Source organism: Rhodococcus sp. OS5, from assembly GCF_056837585.1.
Window position 1 is genome coordinate 3,498,137 of record NZ_CM166368.1, and the last position, 21,302, is coordinate 3,519,438.

General features: G+C 62.7%; 22 protein-coding genes. 3 read left to right on the top strand and 19 right to left on the bottom strand.

Annotation, left to right across the window (positions count from 1 at the left end; genetic code table 11):
- Positions 1 to 87 precede the first annotated feature (87 nt).
- Together ACVZUB_RS16315 and ACVZUB_RS16320 are read right to left on the bottom strand one after the other, a co-directional pair.
- Positions 88 to 792: a TIGR02234 family membrane protein gene (locus tag ACVZUB_RS16315; protein ID WP_482627526.1), complete on the bottom strand. Its 705-nt coding sequence runs from the start codon at positions 790 to 792 to the stop codon at positions 88 to 90.
- Positions 789 to 2,375 carry an anthranilate synthase component I gene (locus ACVZUB_RS16320; RefSeq protein ID WP_058227001.1) on the bottom strand — a complete coding sequence of 529 codons (1,587 nt, stop codon included), beginning with the start codon at positions 2,373 to 2,375 and terminating at the stop codon, positions 789 to 791. The genes ACVZUB_RS16315 and ACVZUB_RS16320 overlap by 4 nt, the downstream gene beginning before the upstream one ends.
- Before the next feature lie 57 nt (positions 2,376 to 2,432).
- Between ACVZUB_RS16320 and ACVZUB_RS16325 the strand changes: the two genes are divergently transcribed.
- A complete protein-coding gene (locus tag ACVZUB_RS16325) occupies positions 2,433 to 2,891 on the top strand; it encodes a peroxiredoxin (protein ID WP_007728696.1) in 459 nt (152 codons plus the stop codon).
- Positions 2,892 to 2,931: 40 nt separating this feature from the next.
- Here ACVZUB_RS16325 and ACVZUB_RS16330 read toward each other — a convergent pair whose 3' ends face one another.
- On the bottom strand, positions 2,932 to 3,714 hold the full coding sequence (locus ACVZUB_RS16330; protein WP_482627527.1) for a dioxygenase family protein: 783 nt from the start codon (positions 3,712 to 3,714) through the stop codon (positions 2,932 to 2,934).
- Positions 3,715 to 3,888: 174 nt separating this feature from the next.
- On the opposite strand from ACVZUB_RS16330, the gene ACVZUB_RS16335 reads away from it, so the two are divergent.
- Entirely contained in the window at positions 3,889 to 4,398 is a 510-nt protein-coding gene (locus tag ACVZUB_RS16335; protein WP_030536759.1) for a MarR family winged helix-turn-helix transcriptional regulator, read from the top strand.
- A gap of 28 nt (positions 4,399 to 4,426) precedes the next feature.
- Here ACVZUB_RS16335 and ACVZUB_RS16340 read toward each other — a convergent pair whose 3' ends face one another.
- On the bottom strand, positions 4,427 to 5,965 hold the full coding sequence (locus tag ACVZUB_RS16340) for an FAD-binding protein (RefSeq protein WP_482627528.1): 1,539 nt from the start codon (positions 5,963 to 5,965) through the stop codon (positions 4,427 to 4,429).
- 209 nt (positions 5,966 to 6,174) lie between these two features.
- Here ACVZUB_RS16340 and ACVZUB_RS16345 point away from each other — a divergent pair, with 209 nt between their 5' ends.
- The gene (locus tag ACVZUB_RS16345) at positions 6,175 to 6,765 is read left to right on the top strand and encodes a TetR/AcrR family transcriptional regulator (RefSeq protein ID WP_003943994.1); all 591 of its coding nucleotides are present in this window, start codon (positions 6,175 to 6,177) and stop codon (positions 6,763 to 6,765) included.
- 59 nt (positions 6,766 to 6,824) lie between these two features.
- Here ACVZUB_RS16345 and ACVZUB_RS16350 read toward each other — a convergent pair whose 3' ends face one another.
- The 15 genes from ACVZUB_RS16350 to ACVZUB_RS16420 form a co-directional block, all read right to left on the bottom strand.
- Complete coding sequence (locus ACVZUB_RS16350) at positions 6,825 to 7,229, bottom strand: hypothetical protein (protein WP_482627529.1); 405 nt, start codon at positions 7,227 to 7,229, stop codon at positions 6,825 to 6,827.
- A 316-nt stretch (positions 7,230 to 7,545) separates the two neighbouring features.
- On the bottom strand, positions 7,546 to 7,761 hold the full coding sequence (locus ACVZUB_RS16355; RefSeq protein WP_482627530.1) for a hypothetical protein: 216 nt from the start codon (positions 7,759 to 7,761) through the stop codon (positions 7,546 to 7,548).
- Complete coding sequence (locus ACVZUB_RS16360; protein WP_217017136.1) at positions 7,728 to 9,047, bottom strand: MCE family protein; 1,320 nt, start codon at positions 9,045 to 9,047, stop codon at positions 7,728 to 7,730. The genes ACVZUB_RS16355 and ACVZUB_RS16360 overlap by 34 nt, the downstream gene beginning before the upstream one ends.
- A complete protein-coding gene (locus ACVZUB_RS16365) occupies positions 9,044 to 10,177 on the bottom strand; it encodes an MCE family protein (protein WP_193777213.1) in 1,134 nt (377 codons plus the stop codon). The genes ACVZUB_RS16360 and ACVZUB_RS16365 overlap by 4 nt, the downstream gene beginning before the upstream one ends.
- Positions 10,174 to 11,436 (bottom strand): MCE family protein, encoded by a 1,263-nt coding sequence (locus tag ACVZUB_RS16370; protein ID WP_217017140.1) that lies wholly within the window; start codon positions 11,434 to 11,436, stop codon positions 10,174 to 10,176. The genes ACVZUB_RS16365 and ACVZUB_RS16370 overlap by 4 nt, the downstream gene beginning before the upstream one ends.
- Positions 11,436 to 12,458 carry an MCE family protein gene (locus ACVZUB_RS16375; protein ID WP_234552479.1) on the bottom strand — a complete coding sequence of 341 codons (1,023 nt, stop codon included), beginning with the start codon at positions 12,456 to 12,458 and terminating at the stop codon, positions 11,436 to 11,438. Before ACVZUB_RS16375 ends, ACVZUB_RS16370 begins: the two co-directional genes overlap by 1 nt.
- Positions 12,455 to 13,477 (bottom strand): MCE family protein, encoded by a 1,023-nt coding sequence (locus tag ACVZUB_RS16380; protein ID WP_482627531.1) that lies wholly within the window; start codon positions 13,475 to 13,477, stop codon positions 12,455 to 12,457. Before ACVZUB_RS16380 ends, ACVZUB_RS16375 begins: the two co-directional genes overlap by 4 nt.
- Positions 13,474 to 14,643, bottom strand: coding sequence for an MCE family protein (locus ACVZUB_RS16385; RefSeq protein ID WP_050656506.1), 1,170 nt, complete (start codon positions 14,641 to 14,643; stop codon positions 13,474 to 13,476). Before ACVZUB_RS16385 ends, ACVZUB_RS16380 begins: the two co-directional genes overlap by 4 nt.
- Before the next feature lie 9 nt (positions 14,644 to 14,652).
- A complete protein-coding gene (locus ACVZUB_RS16390; RefSeq protein WP_003944051.1) occupies positions 14,653 to 15,525 on the bottom strand; it encodes an MlaE family ABC transporter permease in 873 nt (290 codons plus the stop codon).
- On the bottom strand, positions 15,522 to 16,262 hold the full coding sequence (locus ACVZUB_RS16395) for an MlaE family ABC transporter permease (RefSeq protein WP_030536769.1): 741 nt from the start codon (positions 16,260 to 16,262) through the stop codon (positions 15,522 to 15,524). The genes ACVZUB_RS16390 and ACVZUB_RS16395 overlap by 4 nt, the downstream gene beginning before the upstream one ends.
- Positions 16,263 to 16,296: 34 nt before the next feature.
- Positions 16,297 to 17,550: a cytochrome P450 gene (locus ACVZUB_RS16400; protein WP_030536770.1), complete on the bottom strand. Its 1,254-nt coding sequence runs from the start codon at positions 17,548 to 17,550 to the stop codon at positions 16,297 to 16,299.
- A gap of 53 nt (positions 17,551 to 17,603) precedes the next feature.
- Entirely contained in the window at positions 17,604 to 19,241 is a 1,638-nt protein-coding gene (locus tag ACVZUB_RS16405; RefSeq protein ID WP_030536771.1) for an acyl-CoA synthetase, read from the bottom strand.
- A 26-nt stretch (positions 19,242 to 19,267) separates the two neighbouring features.
- Positions 19,268 to 20,515, bottom strand: coding sequence for a hypothetical protein (locus ACVZUB_RS16410; protein ID WP_081557939.1), 1,248 nt, complete (start codon positions 20,513 to 20,515; stop codon positions 19,268 to 19,270).
- 5 nt (positions 20,516 to 20,520) lie between these two features.
- Positions 20,521 to 21,072, bottom strand: a complete 552-nt coding sequence (locus ACVZUB_RS16415) for a Cif family virulence factor (protein ID WP_007728648.1) — start codon at positions 21,070 to 21,072, stop codon at positions 20,521 to 20,523.
- Between the two features lie 37 nt (positions 21,073 to 21,109).
- Positions 21,110 to 21,301, bottom strand: coding sequence for a ferredoxin (locus ACVZUB_RS16420; protein ID WP_020907945.1), 192 nt, complete (start codon positions 21,299 to 21,301; stop codon positions 21,110 to 21,112).
- Between the last annotated feature and the right edge of the window lies 1 nt (position 21,302).

Consider the following 21,302-nt stretch of genomic DNA (forward strand, 5'->3'; position numbering starts at 1 on the left):
GATACGTCATCAGGGTGGTCTCAGCCTAGTGGGACGAAATTTTGCTACTCCGTCGGGGTACCCACGCAGGTGAGGGTTCAGTCTTACTCAGTGGGACGACCCCGGTTTCGCGCCGTTGTCTCCCCCAACTCCGTCGTCCCCGTCAGTCGCTGTCGGGTCCTCTCCGGCGTCGAGCGCATCCCACAACATCCGTTGTGTCACAGGCTCGTCCGATGCAGGTTTGTCTCCCTGACCAAGCTTGGCCGCGGCCTCGCGGCGCGCGGCAGGGTTGTCGTATTTCGACGACAACCCGCCTCGCACTGGAGGTTTGCGCATCAGAAGTACTGCCGCGCCGAGCGCCGCCACCGCTCCGACCAACGCAAGCAAGGCAGGCAGTACCGAAACAGTCGTCGAGAGATCTTCCGGGTGACCGGACAACTCGGCCAACTCCACCGCTCGGTCCGCAGAGGCTCCGGACACCAACGACTGCACTGCCGGAACCGCTACCGCGACGGCGACGAGGGCAACCAACAGTCCGACTACCCGAAGTGCCCAACCTCGCACCGCAAACGACGCCGCGATCGCCGCCAGAAGCGCGAGCGCGAGCGGAGTCATCGCCGCCGCCCAGGTGCTGCCGTCGAGATCCGTCGTCCTCTCCAGCGTCTTGCCGTCGCTCGAGGTCAGATGAACCCACGTCATTCGTGAGCTGCCCCACAGAGCTGCTGCCGACAACGCCAGCAGAAGCGTTCTCGGCACGGCGGTGCCACGAGAAACGCTTGTAGGCTCCGCTGCACTCGACTCGTTCTCACTCACTGATCGTCACCTCCGATGGTGCGCAGGGTGTGCGCCGACGCAATCGCGCTCAGCACTGCCATCGCCTTGTTGCGGGCCTCGGTGTCCTCGTAGACCGGATCCGAGTCGGCGACGACACCGGCGCCCGCCTGGACGTATCCGATCCCGTCCTTGATCAATGCCGTTCGGATCGCGATCGCGGTGTCGGCGTCGCCGGCGAAGTCGAGGTAGCCGACGATGCCGCCGTAGATACCGCGCCTGGTCGGTTCCAGTTCTTCGATCAGCTGCATCGCTCGGACCTTGGGTGCCCCCGAGAGGGTTCCAGCAGGGAAGCATGCGGTGACGGCGTCGAGAGCGTGCTTTCCCTCGGCCAGATGACCGGTGACCGTCGATACGAGATGCATCACGTGGCTGTACCGCTCGATGTGCCGGTAGTCGTGCACCTTCACCGTGCCCGGGCGACAGACACGACCCAGATCGTTTCGCCCCAGATCGACGAGCATGAGGTGCTCGGAGTTTTCCTTCTCGTCGGCGAGGAGGTCCTTCTCGAGCAGGATGTCGTCCTCCTCTGTGGCACCGCGCCATCTGGTTCCAGCGATCGGGTGTGTTGTCGCGACGCCCTCGGCGACGGTTACCAGTGCTTCCGGGCTCGAACCGACGATCGAAAACGCCGTCTCTCCATCACCGTTCGGCACGTTGAGCAGATACATGTACGGGCTGGGGTTCGACGCTCGCAGCATCCGGTACACGTCGATCGGTGCTGCAGTGCAATCGATCTCGAATCGCTGCGAGAGAACTACCTGGAATGCCTCGCCCGCTTCGATGTCGCCGATCAACTTGTCGACATCGACACCGAAGCTCTCGGTGGTGCGCTGACGACGGTAGTTCGGAGTCGCTTTCGAAAATGTCGACACCGTCGATTTCGCCGGCGCCGCGAGAGCACGAGTCATCGCGTCCAACCTTGCGACTGCGTCGTCGTACGCCGTGTCGACGCGCTCGTCCGTGCCGTCCCAGTTGACGGCATTGGCAATGAGGGTGATCGCCCCTTCGTGGTGATCGACTGCGGCGATGTCGGCGGCAAGCAGCATGACCATTTCGGGGATCTGCAGGTCGTCGACCGCGGAGTCACCCAATCTCTCGAGGCGCCGCACCGCGTCGTAGCCGAGGAATCCGACCATTCCGCCGGTCAGCGGGGGCAGGTCGGGCAGCCGCTCCGAACGAAGCAGCTCGAGGGTGGCACCGAGCGCGTCGATCGGGTCGCCGCCGGCCGGAGCGCCGGCCGGAACGTTGCCGTACCAGGCCGCCTCTCCGTCCACGACGGTCAGTGCAGCCGGACTCCCGACGCCGATGAACGACCACCGCGACCACGAACGACCGTTCTCGGCCGACTCGAGCAAGAAGGTGCCGGGACGATTGCCGGCCAACTTCTCGTACGCCGAGAGCGGAGTTTCGGAGTCCGCCAACACTTTCCGAGTGACCGGAACGACCCGGTGCTCAGCTGCGAGAGCTCGGAACTGCTCCCGGGTCGTGGTGGAATCGGACGCGTCACCGACGATCGCGGTGTCGGATGACCGTGCGGACATGGAGGTGGGCTCGCCGTGCATGGCTCCATCATCCCAGGCTCCCCCATGTGGCCGTCGTGCGCGGGTAACCTCGGCCGAATGAAACCAGGCCAACTCGCTCCCGATTTCTCACTGCCCGACCAGGACGGGACTCCGCGCTCGCTGACGAGCCTGCTCGAGAACGGACCCTTGGTCCTCTTCTTCTACCCGGCAGCCTCGACGCCGGTGTGCACCGCCGAGGCGTGCCACTTCCGTGACCTCGGCAGCGAATTCGCCGCGGTGGGCGCTTCGCGAGCGGGCATCAGCACCGATACGGTCGAAGCTCAGTCCACGTTTGCCACCGCACAATCCTTCGACTACCCCCTACTCGCCGACACCGACGGCAAGGTAGCCGAACAGTTCGGCGTCAAGCGCGGACTCCTGGGCAAGTTGGCTCCGGTCAAACGCTCGACCTTCGTGATCGACACCGACCGCACCGTCCTCAAAGTCATCTCGAGTGAACTACGCGCCAACACCCACGGCGACCAGGCGCTCGAGTTCCTTCGCAATCGAAGCTGACCCACCTGGGCGACCTGATTCTCTGCGCGATTTGAAATCTCTAGGCGACCTGAATCGAGCGCTTCGCAAGCCCCATCCAGAATCCGTCGATCACCTGGGTGGGCACCTGTTCCGGATCGGATGACGCACCGAGCGTGACGAACAACGGGGCGAAGTGCTCGATGGTCGGATGCGCGTACGGCATCCCGGGAGCTTGAGCGCGGAAGTCGATCAAGGAATCGACGTCACCGGCAGCGAACCTCTCCCCTGCCCACGCGTCGAATTCCGCCGACCATCCCGGGGCCTGCGCCTCCGGTGACGGATCGCGCAGGAACGGTAGCCCGTGCGTGGTGAATCCGGATCCCACGATCAGTACACCTTGCTCACGGAGTGGCCGTAGGCGCTGTCCGAGATGGAGCAAACGCTCGGGATTGAGGGTTGGCAGCGAAATTTGCAGTACCGGGATGTCTGCGTCCGGGTACATCACCGTGAGCGGCACGTAGGCACCGTGATCCAGGCCTCGATTCGGCTGCTGAACCACGCGTTCGTTGTCCGGCATCAACGCGGCAACCTGGGCGGCGAGTTCCGGAGCGCCGGGAGAGTTGTACTTCGCGCGGTAGAACCTCTCGGGAAAACCACCGAAGTCGTAGATGAGCGGGGTGCCCGTGGTCGTCGATCCGATCGTCAGCGGTGCTGATTCCCAGTGCGCCGATACGACGAGGATTGCCGTCGGCCGCGGAAGATCGCCGGCCCACGCCCCCAACTGGTCGACCCACAACGCGCTGTCCACCAGCGGCGGAGCACCGTGGCTGAGATACAGCGCAGGCATGGTTGTGGTGGACATACGGACTCCTCGGGACAGACATTCGTCGTAAGTTGAAGATTCAACCTAATATAGAACTCAACACTTGCGTCCCGCAACTATTCCCCGCAGGATTCTTCTGGACATGCGTCTGAGACGCTGTACACAAGCACGCTCCGTGCACGAAGAATGCTCGACCCGAAGGAGAAGTCACCGATGAGTGAACCGACCGCGCAGCCCGACGCGCAGTCTCAGACGAAGTGGCTCACAGCCGAGCAGCAAGAAGCATGGCTGACACTGATCGCTCTCGTGACACGGTTGCCTGCCGCACTCGACACTCAACTACAACGCGATTCGGCACTCACACACTTCGAATACTTCGTACTCGCGGCACTCTCGGACGCCCCCGACCACAAGCTCCAGTTGTCGGTACTGGCCCAGCGCGCGAACGCGTCCCTGTCCCGCCTCTCGCACGTGATCACGAAGATGGAGAAGGCCGGCTGGGTGAAACGGGAAGTCATTCGTGGCAGCCGCGGCTCCAACGCAGTGCTCACCGATGAGGGAATGGCAAAGGTGGTCGCGGCCGCACCGCCGCACGTCGCCTCAGTTCAAGGTCTCCTCTTCGAGGGCCTCGACGATCGCCAGGTCGCCCAGCTTTCGTCGTTGGGTACAGCAATGCTCACCCAACTGGACAAGGGAATCGCCGCCGGACTCGGCAAGGCCTGACCACATCCCCGAGACGCGCGACTGATGATCAAGACGGCAGCTTCGCGAGGTCGAGAGCAGCCAAGTGACTGAACAGCATGCTCGCTCCGATCGGGTTTCCACCGCCGGGGTACGTAGTCCCGCTGGCCGCTGCCATCGTGTTCCCCGCCGCGTACAACCCGGCAATCGCCGTACCGTCGGCTTTGAGCACCCTCCCGGTCGCGTCGGTCCGTAGACCACCTTTGGTCCCGAGGTCGGAGATGCTGAAAGCGGCAGCGTGAAACGGCCCTTGATCGATCGGTACGAGCGGCGAAGCCCCCTCAGAGAAGGCGCGGTCGTACGCAGTGTCTCCTCGACCGAAGTCCGTGTCGACGCCAGTCGCCGCAAACGCGTTGAATCGCTTCACGGTCTCCACCAGTTCCGCTGCGGGAACATCGATCTGGGCAGCGAGGTCTTCGAGTGTCTGTGCACTCTTCCACAACCCCGCATCCACATACTGCTCCGTCTGTGCCATGGGTACGTTGGGCGCCTTCACCGGCGGCACTGCGCCTTCGCTGTTGTCGTAGATCATCCAGTACGGCGTGGTTACTTTCCCTGCCCGCATGTGTTCGATGACGGCGCGACCCAAGCGGTCGTACGGCGCTGATTCGTTGACGAATCGGCGACCGTCGTCGTCCACGAAGATTCCGCCGGTGAACCACAGCGCAAACGCGGAGCGGCCATCCGGATGGGTCAGTCCCGGCGACCACCAGGCCTCTCCCATGAGGTCGGTGTCGGCGCCCGCGGCGATGGCCGCCTGGTGTGCCTTCCCGAGGTTGCCGGGGCAGCCCATCGTGTCGAGAGCGGATCCGGGGACACCGAATTCGGCCCGCAAGGTCTCGTTCTGCTCGAATCCACCGGCGGCGAGGATCACTCCTCTGCGTGCCTGAATGGTTCGACGCCGACCATCTCGGTCGACGACCGCGCCGACGACCGATCCGTCCTCGACAACCAGTTCCTCGAGAGTGGTCTTCAGGTGCATGGTGGCGTTCGGGAGTTCCGCAAGAGCCAACAGGAATCGACCGATCAACGACTGGCCGCCGACGAGGTACTTCGGCAACTCCTCCCCCAGACGTTCCGTCGCCAGCGGCGGACGAAGCGAATCACGAAGCGCACCCAGCTTGTTCGCGTTCATCGGCTTGGGAACAATGTGCCGTCCGCTCGCTCGAGCCTTGGGCTCCTCACCGAAGTAGTCGGGCCACGGCAGTATCTGGAACTCGAAGTTCGAGTCCTCTTCGAGGTAGTCGATCAACCCGGCGCCACCTCGAACGTAGGCTTCCTGAACGTCGGCGGGCGTACGATCACCCACCACTGATCGGTAGTACTCCAGCGCATCCTCGATGGTGTCGTCGTCCCCGCCCCGACGAAGAACGGCGTTGCACGGGAACCACATTCCGCCGCCGCCCGAGTACGCCGTTGTTCCGCCGTACTTGTCGGTTGCTTCGATCGCAATGACGTCGAGGCCTTCGCGGGCTGCCGTGTACGCGCCGGTGAGTCCGCCGCCTGATCCCACAGCGAGTACGTCGCACGTCTCGTCCCACTTCGTCATCGTCAGCCTCTCTGATTCTGGGCACAGTTTCCGAACATGTTCTAGAAATCGTTCTAACACATGGACTTAGCGATCGCGGGGGTTCGAAATTCTGTCCCACCGAGCGGGAGCGAGACATGACGCCGAGCGGGAGCGAGAACGAGAACGAGAACGAGCAGCGATAGCGCACACTTTGCTCGCACGGGTCCGATCCCGTAGTGTCTGGACACATGTCTGGTAAGACCAAGTTCGAGTCCACTCGTCGACGGCTCACACAGCAGCAAGCCGAAACCGTCGATCGATTGACCGCGGCAGCGATCACGGTCCTGCGCGACAAAGGGTTTGCGGATCTGACCGTGCGGATGGTGGCAGCGGAAGCCGGTGTCGCCGCGGCTACGGCGTACACCTATTTCTCGTCCAAGAGTCACCTTGTGGCAGAACTGTTCTGGCGCCGACTCGACGCGGTACCGCACGAGCCCTCCCCCGAGGCGGAACGAGAAGCGCAGGTCTGCTCGGTCCTTCGAAGCGTCGCACTCCTCGTTTCCGACGAACCGGAGCTGGCCGCGGCCGTGACCACGGCGATGATGGGCAACGATCCCGACGTCGAACACCTTCGGGGACGTATCGGCAAGAACATCCGCGAGCGGCTCATCGAGGCGCTGGGGCCGTCATACGATCCCGACGTACTCGAAGCACTCGAAATCTCCTGGTCCGGAGCGCTTGTCCGAGCCGGCATGGGTTACGAGTCCTATTCGCAGATCGCAGACCGGCTCGAAGTCACTGCCAGGCTGATCATGGCGGGCCGCGACAACCTTCACTAGATGGGGGTCATGGCACTCACCAGCCATGTGCCGTCGACTCGATCGAGTGTCACCTCGACTCAGCTCGACGTCGACGCTGGTGCCGGCCGCGCGATACTCGTCGTGATCTGATCGACGAACAGGACCAATTCCGCTCGGTCTGCAGCAGCGGAGAGCACTCCGACATCGACTACTCGCGCCTTCGTGCTGATTCCTTGCTCCTTCGACTGGGGCGCAACGGTTTTCGATCCGAATTCAGCGAAGCGGTCCTGAAATGTTCCACTTGCGCCCTCGGCAGCATGTGCAAGATCCTCGTCCACCGTGTCGCTGTTGTAGCTCAAGAGATTCTCGACGAGCATCGGCGCCACACCGATCACCTCGGCACGTGCGGTTTCGGCGGCTGCCGAACGGTGGTGACTCCAGAGCAGAGTCCCGCCGGCTCCCACCAAGATCAGCACTGCAAACGCCAAGACCACGCGCTTCACGGGACGAACTCCACACTCGACATCAGTATCCGCCCGCCAACTTCATCGACACCGACGCGAAGACGGTAGGTTCGCGCCGAAGACTCTCCCGCCGAATTGCCGACCTGAGCCGATGCCGCGATCAGTACCACCCCCGAGGTTCCGGATTCCGATGCCAGGGCTGCGGTGTCGACACGACCGTCGGAATCGACGGCAAAATCACGGATGGACGCGACGAACGCAGATTCACCGGACTTCAGTTCGTCTGCAAAAGTCCCCGTAGTCAGCGACTTCAGCGCCGCGAGATCCTCGTCGAGCGTGGCAGAGTGAACGTCGATCAGAGCAAGGGTTCCTGCACAGCACCGTCGACGAAGTCTTGACGCTGGGTCTCGCGCGCCCGGTCGGATCGAACTGCCAGAGCACCGAAGACCACAACGACGCTCAGAGCCGCGAGTGCAATCCAGACCAGGGCAGTGAGTACACCGCGCTTCCCTCCGACCGGATCCAGCACCTCACCTCTCAGCGATTCGTCGGCGTCAGCAACTGTTGCCACGGCTCACCCTCCCCCGGACCGGAGTCAGCCGGAGCCAACTCCGTGTGTTGATAGTCGACTCCGTCAGGCCCGGTGTACAACTCGCCGGGCGCATTGGTCCCCGACGGCACGTACGCTTCGGGGCTCCGGCAGATCTCCGGGCTCGGTGCTCGTTTGCCCGGTACCTCCATGCAGGGAATGTTCCGAGATCCACGAACGGCGAAGACCGAGTTCTGTGGCACTTTGCAGTACAGATCAGCCGGGGTGTCCGGCACACTCATCTGGGTCGGGTCCCGTCGCTGATCGGCCGGAAGGTAACCGGTCGAGCACGCCGCAGGGTCCTGCGCTTGGAGATGGAAATTGACATTCGCGGCGCCGTCCACCTGCCCGCGTTGTACGACGGTTTCCTGTGCCGCGACCAGTGGCGGCAAGATGACGAGCACCTGCTCCAACCCGGCGTTGTACGTCAAAGCCACCTGAGCGGTGCTGGTGAAATTGGCAAGCAGCACAGGCAAAGTGGGTTTGAGGCCTTGAAACAGCAAGTCGGCCTCGGTCGCAAGGCCCGGTCCGGTCTCGAGGATATTGCGCACGGACCCGTCGGCGACCTCCAACTGTCCACTGAGTTGAGCGACACTGGACGCCCACCGGCGAATCTGATCGCCCGTCACCACCTGTGTCTGCAGGAGCGGATCCAACTGCTGTACGAGCGTCGTAGCCGGCGTTGTGGCAGCGGACATCTGATCGACGAACGAAGTGGTCGAATCCAGCAGACGAGCCAGATCCTCTCCCCTGCCTCCGAAAGCTGCCGCGGACTCGTCGATCACCGATCGCAACTTGTCCTGCGGTACGGATGCGAGCATCGCCTGCGCCTGATCGAGGACCGGTCCGATCTCGGTCGGGATCGTGACAGCGTCGGGGCCGATCACGTCTCCGTCGGTCAGAAACGGTCCGTCCGCGGTGCTCGGTTGCATGTCGACGTATTGCTCGCCAATGGCCGACACGCTTCGCACCGCTACTGCGAGCCCGCTGGAGGGAACGGGAACCGCACTCTCCAAAGATAATTCGGCGCGTACCACTCCCGGAGACAGACGCACCGACCTGACCTGACCGATGGTGTCGCCGCGATAGGTCACGTTCGCGTTCCGATACAGGCCGCCGGCGTCCGGCAGTTCGACTGTCACCGAGTAGCGCCCGATGCCGAGCATGGTCGGAACTCTCAGGTACGAGATAGCCGCTGCGCTCATGCCCATCACCGCCAGGATCGCGAAGATCGTCAATTGCCTTCGCACCAACTTCGTGAGAATCATCGTCCACCTCCCTGGGCGGGTTGCGCTGTGCCAGGTGGGCCGGGCTGCCCTGTGCCGAGTGGGGCGGTCAAGGGATCGACCAGTACTCCGTTCTCCACGGGGGTTTGCGGCGCCCCGAACGGAGTGCCGAAGCCGAGCCCCGACTGGAGACGATTACTCGTGAGGTCGATCAGCGCCCACAGATTGGTGTAATCGCCGCGCATTCCGTCGTCGATGGTCGTCTGAGGGAAGGGAAAGGTACTCAGGTTGCCCAAATTGTTGATCAGGTCCGGCCCCGTTTCGACCACCTTCTGCAGCGTCGATTCCAAGGAGCTCAAATTGGCTTTCAGATCGTCGCGGGTCCGATCGACCAGATCGGTCCCGATGTCCCCGAACCTACCGACCGCATCGAGCGCGGTGGTCAGGCTCACGCGCTGGGCGCTCAGTTCCGCCAAGGCAGGATCGAGCATCTCCAAGGCCTGACCGAGAACATCTCTCTGGGCCGTGATTTCACCGGCGAAGACGTCGAGATTCTCCATGGTCGTGACCATCGCATCACGTTGGCGGTCGAGTGTTTCGGTCACGGTATCCATCTGACTCAGCAGGTCGCGCGCCGCGTCGGTCCGTCCGCCGAGCGCCGTGTTCAGCTCCGTGGTGATGCTGTGAATCTGAGCGAGCCCGCCGCCGTTGAGGACCAATGACAGTGCCGTCAACGCTTCCTCGGTGGTGGGATAGACGCCGGCCGACGCGAGGGGGATCACCGATCCCTCCGACAACCGCCCTTCCGGCGCAACATCGGTAGGCGGCGCAAGCGCAACGTGTTTGGACCCGAGCAGACTGGTTTGGCCGATCTTGGCAGTCGCGTTGGCGGGCAGCGACACCGAGCCGTCGAGCGCAACCGTCACTCGTGCGTGCCAGTTGTCGGTCTCGATCGCACTGATACTTCCGACTGTCACGTCGTTGACCATGACCGGAGAGTTGGGACTGATCGACGTGACGTCCGGCATCTCGATCACGACCGAGAAACTTCCCTCACCGCGGCCGGCCGCGCCCGGCAGCGACACCGAATTCAGCCCGCTCCATTGACAACCCGTCAGAACGAGCACGGCGCTCGCCGCCACACACACTGTTCCCCACCGGCGGCCAGTCATCGTGATCCTGTCGACGGCATGAGCAAGCCGGTCAGATCAGACGCCACCGGTACCGTCGGAAAGCCCAAGGCGCCAGTCGGTTCCAGATCAGGCTCGCTGTACACCAGTTGGTCCGGAAGAGCGCCGAGCGCCCGGGTCGGATTGATGCTCAGGTCCGGGTAGTTGGCCTTGATCGTGTTGAGCAACGGGCCGAGGTATTCGATGCACAAATCCGCGCCCTTCTTCGAGGTGTCGTTGGCCAGGCCGGCGATTCCGCCGCAGATCAAGTCGATCGGGTTGCCGACGTTCTGGAATGCGGGCACACCCACCATCGCTCCTTGGGCCGGCCGGTAGACGTTGTAGTAGTTCGACAACGCTGTCGGAGCCAGATGCAGTACCTTCTCGAGGCCTGCGCGCTTGTCGACCAGTACCTGGGACACGTCGGCCAACTTCGCGATCTGCTCCGTCAAGCCGGTTCGGTTCTGTTCGACGAACCGCTGTACGTCGACGACGGCGGCGTCCAGATCGGCGAGAGCCGGAGCCAATTGCGTCCGGCTCTCGGCGAGCACACTCGAGACATTTGCCAGTCGTCCTTGGAACTGAACGATCTGTTCGTCGCTTGCGGCGAGTGCGGTCGTGAAGGTCTGCAGGCCGCGGATGGTGCCGAACAGATCGGCTCCGCCTTCGTCGAGTGTGCTCATAGCCTCCGAGAGTTCGGTCACCGAGCGCCCCAGCGCTTGCCCGTTGCCGACCAGTGCGGATCCGGCACCGTCGAGGAAGTTGGCGGCGGGACCGCGATCGTCCCCGACGGGACCCAAAGCATCGGCAGCCCGGCCCAGCTGTTCCTTGATCTGGTCCCACTCGACCGGGACGGCCGTTCTGTCGAGTGGGATCTCCGCACCGTCATTCAGTGCGTCGGCGCCGTCCGTCACCGCCGGCGTCAACTGCACGAAGCGGGCCGAGACCAGCGACTGGGCAACGATCACCGCTTTCGCGTCCTCGGCGACGGGAACCTCGCGCGCCAATTTCAGTTCGACGCGCATTCGATCTCCCTGTGGGGCGATCGCGGTGACGCGGCCGACGTCGACTCCCACGACACGAACGTCGTCACCGACATACAGACCGGTCGTCGAGGTGAAGTAGGCCGTCACGTTGTAGTAGCGCAGATGTTGCACCGCAAGGTATCCCGACACGACGACGATCGCCGCACCGATGACGCTTCCACCAACGACGGCGATTCGACGCCAGTTCACCGGTTTGCGAACTCGTAAGGCACCCATCATCGAACCTCCGGAATCGGTAGCGGCGCAGGTGGTAGCCCGAACATCGCGTTGATCAACGGTTGGGTGTATTGCGCCGGCACCAGGTTCTGAACGTAGGCGTAGTAGAAGGGGCCGCTGGCCACGGTGTCACCGAGCGTGCCCACGTACGTACCGAGACCGTCGATTCCCTGAGAAAGGTTGTCCTTGTTGTTCTGCAGAATTCCGACAACCGTGTCGAGTTTGCCGAGGACCGGCTGCAATTGCGCCTCGTTGTCGTGGACGAGTCCGCTCAGCTGGGTCGACAACGCCGAGATGTTCGTGATCACTTCCCCCAGCGCCGCCTGTCGCCGATCCAGTTCTCCCAACAAGGCGTTGCCGTCGACGAGTAGCGCGTTGACCTGTGGTCCACGCTCGGCCAGCGTCCCGGCGACGTCGTTTGCATCGGACAGCAAGGTGCGCAACATGTCGTCGCGTCTATTGACGCTCTCGGAGATCCGTGCGACACCGTCCAGCGCCGGCCTCAGGTTCGGCGCACTGTCGGACATCACCTGCCCCACTGCGTCGAGCGATTCGGAGAGTTGGTCGAGATCGATGTCCTCGACCGTCGTGGTGAGGTCACCGAGCACGTCGGGCAGCGAGTACGCCGATCTTGTTCGCTCGACCGGGATCTCACCGCCGACCGCGATCCTTCCCGGACCGTCCAGATCGAGCGATACCGCTCGCTTGCCGAGCAACGACATCGTGGTGACGGCCGCCGATGTGCTTTCTCCCAAACCGATCGAGCCTTCCAGTGTGAAATCCACGCGCGCGAGTCCGTGCTCGACCTCGATCCGATCCACCGTTCCGATCTTCACTCCGGCGGCGTTGACTTCGTCTCCCGGCGCGAGACCGCTGGCGTCGGCGAACACCGCGCTGTACCCGACACCCGATTTCAGGAACTGCAGATTCTGATACTGGAGCGATGCCAATACGACGGCGGCCGTGACGACCAATCCCACGACCCCCACGCGTACGGCCTGGCTCTGTGCCATCTCTCTCATCGTGGTGCGCACCTTCCGGTCGTCTGATCCACCAGGTCGACAGTGAGCGGCGTACCGTCGGCACCGTCGACCTTCAGTGCGATTCCGCACAGATAGAAGTTGAAGAACGACCCGTACGAGCCGACTCGGATCAGCTGCTTGTAGTTCGAGGGCATGGACGCGAGAATCCGATCGAGCTCACTCTGTTGCTCGATCAGCGGATTCAGGCTTGCGTCCAGCTTCGACAGGTTTCCCGCGATGTCCGGGCGAACTCCGGCGAGGAGATCGGCGAAGGTGCCTGATGCGGTGTTCACACTCTCGACGGCAGTCCCGATCATCTCCCGGTCCGCCGCGAGCCCGCTGACCAGCTGTTGTAGGTGATCGAGAGTGTCACTGAACTGACCACCGCGGCTGCGAAATTCGCTGAGCACACCGTCGAGGTTGCCGATCACTCGACCGATCAGTTGGTCGCGGTCTGCGAGAGTGTTCGTAATCGATCCGGTGTGCGCCAGCACCGATGCCACAGTTCCGGACTGGCCTTGAAACACCTCGAGCAAGGACATCGACAACGCGTTGACCTGCTCCGGGTCCAGGGCTTGAAACAGCGGCTTGAAACCACCGAGTAGCGCATCGAGGTCGAGTGCCGGTGCGGTGCGATCGACGGGGATGCTCTCGCCCTCCGGTTGCGGTTCCGCGATCCCCGGATCGTCGAGCAATTCGAGGTATCGATTACCCACCAGATCCTGATATCGAACAGCGGCTCTGGTCGATACGGTCACGGTGTCACCCGTATCCACACTGAAACTCACGTGGGCACGGTGATTCCCACCGAATTCGACGGAGCCGACAGAACCGACCGGCACACCGGCGATGCGCACCTTGTCGCCGGCTCTGAGCCCGGAGGCGTTGACGAACTCCGCCGAGTACGACCTCGCGTCGCCACCTCGCATCTGGCCGAACACGAGGATCAGCCCGGCGTTGACGAGGATCATCACCAGAACAAAAATTCCGAACTTGACGGTGTACCCACGAACTTTCATCGGATCTCCGTCCCGAACAGGTAGCTCATCAGATCCGGGACCGTGTTCATCGGTTGCCCACCATTCGGCTGACGCTCGGGCGCAAACGGATTCACCCCGGTGTCGGTCACCAGGTACGGAGCATTGACGTTCGGGTCGCGCAGTGGAAGGCCCATACACTGCGGGCCACCGGTTGCCGCGACCTTCGGAAGGTCGTCGGGATATCGGTACGGTTCGGTTCCGGCGATCAGACCGATCGACATCTTGATTCCTGGTTGTCCGTTGTAGGCGCCGTCGCCGATCTTCTTGCTCTCCTGAAGTCCGTGGAACATGCAGGGAATCACCGGGGAGTATTCCTCGAGCAGTGCGGTGGTCGGCCGCAGTAACGACAGAACGGTGTCGATACCGTCGGCGTTGGCTCCCAGTACATCTTCTCCGGTGCGGGCGACCCCGATCACGTTGAGCAAGAGGAGATCAAGATTCTGCTGCTCGTCGAGAACAGTGGTTCCCGTAGTCGTGAGCGAGTCGAGGGTGTCCATCAAGTCGAGAACAGCGTCGCGGTAGGTCTGCGTGACGGCTGGCAGGTCAGTCAACACATGATCGAGAGCCTCACGTGCAGTGTTGAATTCGAGCAAGGAGGAATCTGCTTGTTCGAGTGCGACCCCGAGCCGTTCGCCGCGTCCTTGCAGAGCAGTCGAGAGGGCACCCAATGTCGAATCGAGTTTGCCCGGGTCCACCGTCCGGAGCACGGCGGTGAGTTTCTCGAACACCGTGTTCAGCTCGACGGTCACCCGGGATGCGTCGATCGTCGCCCCGGCGGCAAGTCGCGCACTACTCGGCTGCTCCGGCGAGGACAGGCTGACGAACTTCGCGCCGAAGGCCGTGTTCGACGTGATCGCCACATCCACGTTTGACGGAATCGACTCGAGCGCTTCGGGATCGATCGACAACGACAGTTGCGCGGTGGCGTAGTCAGTCGGCGTGATGGACTCCACCGAGCCCACGGTCACCCCGGCCATCTTCACCCGCGCGCCCGGATCCATCACGAGCCCCGCGCGCTCCGCGATCACCGTGATCGGGACGCGAGTGACAAACACCTGGTTGAAAGACGCGACCGACAACGCGATGACCCCGACGATCGCCGCAGCCAAGCCCAGAGCAGCCAACTTGTAGCCGTATCTGTGCACGCAGTCCCCCTAACCGGACAGATTGAAGTTGCCGGAACCGCCGTAGAGCGCGAGTGAGACGAGCAGGGTCACCGCCACGACGCAGATCAGCGAGAGCCGAACCCCGCGGCCCACTGCAGTTCCCACGCCCGACGGTCCCCCGGACGCGTTGTATCCGTAGTACGTGTGGATCAGCATCACCAGTAGTGCCATCACGAGCACTTGAACGAAGGACCATGCGACATCGACCGGATCGAGGAACGTCGTGAAGTAGTGGTCGTAAAGCCCTGACGATTGACCGAACAGGACGACAGTGGTGAACCTTCCGGCCAGAAAAGATCCCACGAGCGCCAGTGAGTACAGCGGCAAGATCGCGATCATCCCTGCGGTGACGCGGGTGCTGACGACGTACGGGACCGAACTGATCGCCATCGATTCGAGGGCGTCGATTTCCTCACTGATGCGCATGGCACCGATCTGCGCGGTCGAACCTGCGCCGATCGTGGCCGACAGGCCGATTCCCGCGATGACCGGCGCAGCGATACGAACATTGATGAAGGCGGAGAAGAATCCGGTGAGCGCTTCGACTCCGATATTTCCCAGTGAGCTGAAACCTTGGATCGCAATGGTGCCGCCCGAGGCGAGAGTCAAAAATCCTACGACCGCAACCGTGCCGCCGATCACTGCCAAAGCTCCGGTTCCCATGCTGATCTCGGCTACCAGCCTCAACACTTCCTTCGGGTGTTTGCGAATTGCCCACGGGATGTGAGCGATGGCGCGCGCGAAGAAGACAGCTTGTCGCCCGACGTCGTCGATCGAGCGTGACGTTCGAGCCACCCGCGCCCGCGTGCGTCCGAACTTGCCGATTTGTGCCAGCGAATCCGACAGCGTCACCTCGATCACCCCGCCGTCAATCGGATGCCGACCGCGGTGACGATGGTGTTGACGACGAACAACGCCATGAATGCGTACACCACCGTTTCGTTGACGGCCTCCCCCACGCCTTTCGGCCCACCCCGTACCGACAGTCCGCGATAGCAGGCCACCAATCCCGCCAGCATCCCGAACAGTGCAGCTTTGACCATCGACAACGCCACCTCGGGCAGGCCGGTCAGCAACGTGATTCCCTCGACGAAGGCGCCAGGGTTCACTCCCTGGAGAAACACCGAGAAGGCGTAACCGCCGGCGATGCCGATGACGCAGACGAGTCCGTTGAGCAGCAAAGCCACCACGGTCGACGCGACCACCCGAGGAATCACCAGCCGAGTGATCGGATCGATCCCGAGCACCTCCATGGCGTCGATCTCTTCACGAATCGTTCTCGATCCCAGATCGGCGGCGATGGCTGTCGCGCCCGCACCTGCCACGATCAGCACCGTCACCACCGGACCGACCTGAGTCACGGCACCGAGCGCGGCCCCGGCGCCGCTGAGGTCGGCGGCACCGATTTCGCGGAGAAGGATGTTGAGGGTGAAACTCACCAGGACCGTGAACGGCACGGCTACCAACACTGTCGGCACGATCGACACCCGCGCGATCATCCAACTCTGCTCGAGAAACTCCTGCACCTGAAAGCGGGTGCGGAACAAGCCCACTGCGACATCGGCGCCCATCCGGTAGAACTGGCCGAGTTCGCGCATCGGGCCCGCAAGTGCAACTCTTCCGCTGTACACGTCAATGCCCCGAAGGACATGACGTGGAGTTGCCGTAGTCGACCTTGAATTCCTTGATCCCGTTGAGCCAACCAGACGAGAGCCTGCTCGGATCGCCGAGCTTGCTGATGTCGGGCATGTGATCGGCGATCTTGCCGAAGATCAGATCGACCTCCATTCTGGCCAGGTTGGCGCCGACGCAGTAGTGCGGCCCGGTTCCTCCGAACGCGAGGTGCGGGTTCGGGTCTCGGGTGATGTCGAAGACGTCGGGGTTCCCGAAGACGGTTTCGTCGAAGTTCGCCGAGCCGTAGAGCAGTACGACGCGCTGCCCCTTCGCAATCGCAGTGCCGGCAATCTGTGTGTCCACCACTGCTGTTCGTTGCATCGACGTCAGTGGCGAAGCCCAGCGGATGATCTCGTCCGCGGCGGTGCGCGGACGCTCGCGCTTGTACAATTCCCACTGATCCGGATGCTCGAGAAATGCCATCATGCCGAGTGTCGTTGCGTTTCGCGTCGTTTCGTTGCCCGCGACAGCCAACATGATGACGAAGAAACCGAACTGTTCCGGGGTGAGTTTCTGCCCGTCGATGTCGGCATGCACCAAGCGCGAGATGATGTCGTCGAGCGGTTCCTCCCGTCTCGCCTCAGCCAGTTGATAGGCGTAGCCCAATATCTGCGCCGACGCCATCCGAGACTCGCCGGCGAGTGACTCGTCGTCGTATCCCGTCATCTGATTCGACCATTCGTACAGCTGACGGCGCCCGTCCTGCGGTACACCGATCAGCTCCGAGATCGCCTGCATGGGTAACTCGCTGGCGACCTGGCTGACAAAATCACCGCTACCTTCCGCCACGGCAGCCGACGCTATGTCTTCTGCCCGCGCTTCCAACCCGGCCCGCATCGCTTCCACCGACCGCGGAGTGAACAAGCGTGCCACCAACTTGCGCAGCTGTGTGTGCTCAGGGGCGTCCTTGTTGATGAGGACGTGTTTTGTCGCCTCCAACTCCTCCGCCGAGATGTTGTCTTCATGCCGCGGAATGCAGCCGTTGACGTTGCTCGAGAACTCCTCGCTGCGCAACGAGACGTCGCGGACGTCTGCGTGGCGGGAGACAACCCAACAACCACCGTCGTGAAATCCGCCGGTACCCGGTTCCTGGGCGTTCCACCAGACCGGAGCGCATCGTCGTAGTTCGGCGAACTCGGCAAGCGGGACGCGCTCGCCGTACAGATGTGGGTCGGTCACGTCGAACCCGTCGGGAAGGTCGATCTCAGGCATTGCAGATGCTCCTTTACGGATGGGTGCCGGGTGCCGGGTGTTGCGTGTGAGCGCTAGTCGATCCGGTGGACCGGGTCGCTGTTCTGTGAGAACTCCTTGGCCCAGCGGTAGTCCGGCTTGCCGCTCGGCGCTCGAACGACCTCGTCGGCGATCCAGAAGGAACGCGGAATCTTGTAGCCGGCGAGGTGACTGCGGGCGTGCTTCTCGATGGATTCGAAATCCGGTTCCACACCGTCGCGGATGCGAAGCACTGCCGCCACCCGATTGCCCCACCGCTCGTCCGGAACACCGATCACTGTCGCGTCGTAGATGTCGGGATGGGCCTTCACCACGGCTTCGACTTCTTCCACGAAGACCTTCTCGCCGCCGGTGTTGACCACCATGTTTCCCCGTCCGAGGAGGGTGACCGAGCCGTCGTCCTCGATCCGCGCCCGGTCTCCGGTCACCACTGCCCGTGCGCCGTTCACCTCGCGGAATATCTCGGCCGACTTCACCGGATCCTTGTAGTAGCCGAGTGGAACGTTTCCGAGTTTCGCCAGCCATCCTTCGGCGCCCGAGCCCGGCTCCAACACACGGTTGTCGTCGTCGACGACGACCGTGAATCTGTTGGCACCCACTTTGGGTCCGCCACGCTGCTCGAGCCCTTTGGTTGCGAATCCGATTCCGCCGAAGCCTGTTTCGGACGATCCAACCGAATCGGAGATCATCAGATTCGGAAAGACGTCGAAGAACGCATCTTTGACCGATCCGGAGAAGAGCGCAGCGCCAGAGGCGAGCACAGCCAGGCTCGACCCATCCGGTTGCAATTCGTGATGGGCTTCGACCAGTGGACGGCCCATGGCGTCGCCGGTGATGACCATGACCTGCGGCCGATACTCGGCGACGACTTTCCAGACCTGTGCCGCATCGAACTTCGGTTCGAAGATGACGGTGTTTCCGGAGAACAGAGCGTTAAACGTCGGCATCAGTGCCGAGGTGTGGATCAGCGGTGGAAGCATGCACCACCGCATCGGTTCGGCTGCCGCGGCGCCACCGCGCGACTGCTGGTACTCGTCGGCGATCGGCTCACCCGAATAGAAGTCGTAACCGCCGGCCAATACGCGCCAGATGTCTTCCTGCCGCCAGACGACGCCTTTCGGTCGTCCGGTTGTTCCGCCGGTGTAGAGAACGTAGACGTCATCGCCGGAACGCTCGGGAAATGCATGTTCACCTGTGCGAAGCGAGGATTGGTTGCCGAGCGCATCCTCGTACGCCACTGCCCCTGGAATCGACGGTTCGTTCCCGAGAGCGAGTTCGTCCGCCGCCTCGATCACGTACTTGACCCGCGGCGTGGCCACCAAGGCCTCGGCGACCCGCTCAGCGAAACCACGATGGAAAACCAACGCCGTGAGATCCGCGTTCTCGTACAGATAAACCAATTCGTCGCTCGTGTAGCGGTAGTTCACCGTGATGGGAACGCCGCGGATCTTGAAGGCCGCGAGGACAGCAACCATCGCCTCGATCGAGTTGTGCAGCTGAATACCGATGTGCGAACCGACACCCAACCCGACGGACTGGAAGTAATGCGCCAATCGGTTGGCCCGCTCGTCGAGCTCACGGTATGTCACCTCCTCGCCGGAAACGATCAGCGCGAGGCGATCGGGCATCACATCGACGGAATGCTCGAACAGGTCTGCAAACGTGTACGCCATAGGTTGAGTCCTTCGGGTTCGGCCGGTCAGACGACGAAGAGAGGCAAGGGGATTCCGCGATCTTCGAATACGAATGCCGCGCCGGTACTGACCTTCGTGATGGCGACTTCGACGCATTCCGGAGCGGGAGCTTCGGTGATGTCGACGGCCAGAAGAAGCCCCGCGGCATCTTCGGCCACCACTCTCACGGTGAAGTGCGGATTCACGCCGCGGACCAAAGCTTGGAGAGGATCGAGGTGCTCGCTGCCGAGCAAGGTCGGCCAACCGCCGTCGCGGTCGACAAGAGCTTCTCGCGAGATCCGCAGCTCCAGAGCACCGCCGTCCTGTCGAATCTCGCTCTCCACATACTGCTTCGGATTCAGCAAGGGATGCACGGACAGGACCAATGCCAACGATTCCAGCGTCGAAGGAAGCCCGAGCGCATCTCGAATACGCTGTGCCGCAACTCCCGCGATTCCGGTCAATTGCTTTCGCGTGATCTCGCGAGCCTTGTCTTCGTCGGCACGGCGGCGAACCGCTGCCAGAAAGCCCAACGCCAACAGATGATGCTGCACGCAGATCTCCTCTGCGATACGAACCAAGGCTGATCGCGAGAAGTCGGAAAACCTCAGGTCGGACAACAACGGACCCGAGTAGTCCGCCCTACCGTCCCCACCGTGATCGATCGGGCTCAGCTCGACCGTCACCGCGGCGGTGCTTCCGATCTGCTCGGTGTGCGCGGTCATCACGGGAGGCGTGTGCGACGGGTCGATGGACACGGTCCAGGCGCAGTGCGGATGTCGGTCGGCGGGCCTGCGCGGTGGTCGGTGAATCGGCCGGATCTGGGCGCGCGGGTTGGTCGCGATAGCCGTTGCATCGAAAGTCGGATCCTCGATGTCGTGACACATCGAGGTCACGAACTCATCGCCCAACGGCTCGACGTCCATGAGTGCTCCGCAATGGTCGAGCCAGAATTCACCGTGCAGCGGATCGTCGACCCGGTATCGGAAGTCCATGAACTGTGGAGGAGCGCCGATGTCGAGTTGTAATCCTTTGAAGATCGTCACGACGTCGTCGCCCTCGTATCCGAGAGCCTTCTGCATGCGGCGGGTGTACCAGGGGCTGGCCGACTCCCACTCCTCGACGGCCACCTGTGCCATACCCTCGCGTCCGAATTCGACGATCAGATGCGCCATGCCCGAGCGATCGATCAGCTGCCCGCACAGGAGCAACTCGGGCACCAGCACGGCAAGGTCGCGCTGCGAGAGTGCCTCGAAGGAATCGCGCACCGACATCGGACTCACCACAGCGAAACCGGCGCGGTGCCCACCGGATACCAGCCCGGTAGCGGGTCGCCCGAGATCGATCGCTGGATCCGGCCCTGCATCCCCTTCGAGAGAGCGTTGTTGCCGATCATCTCCATGAACAGTGCCGACACGTTCCCGAAGTCGAAGAAGTCACGCTGCCACGACCATTGGAAATCCCCGCCGTAGCGGAACCAACTACCACCGATACCGTAGACGGAGTAGTTGCTACCGTCCTCACGCTTGGCATCGGAAATCTGCTTCCACAAGCCGATCACGTTTCCGCTACGGTCGTCGATCACAAAGTCTTGATACGGATACTCCCAGCCTTCGAGGCCCTTCATCTCGAGACCGAGCGCGACTTCGCGAATCTCCTCGCGCCCCACCGCCATGAAATCCTGCTTGGGGCCGTAGTTCCACCCGTACGTGGCGTCCTCGGTATACATGTCCGCCAACGGTTTCCAATCGCCGGCGGCTTCGGCCTTTTTGTTCGCCTCGATCCAGCGTTGGACCATCTCGTCGAGCTCTGCGCGGTCGAAACCCGTCATCTGAACTTCCTCCCTCGAGCACATGAATTCGCTGCAATCAATCGACAATTCTCAGGGCGCCGGTCGGGCAGTACCTGACCGCCATCTCGGCTTCACCGCGGAGCGACTCGGGTGGGTCCGAGTCCAGAAGACTGACCTTCCCCCGCTTCGGGACGACAAAGATCTCCGGTGCCTCCAGCTCACACGCCGCATGGCCTTGGCACAGGTCGAGGTCGACTTCGACGTGCATG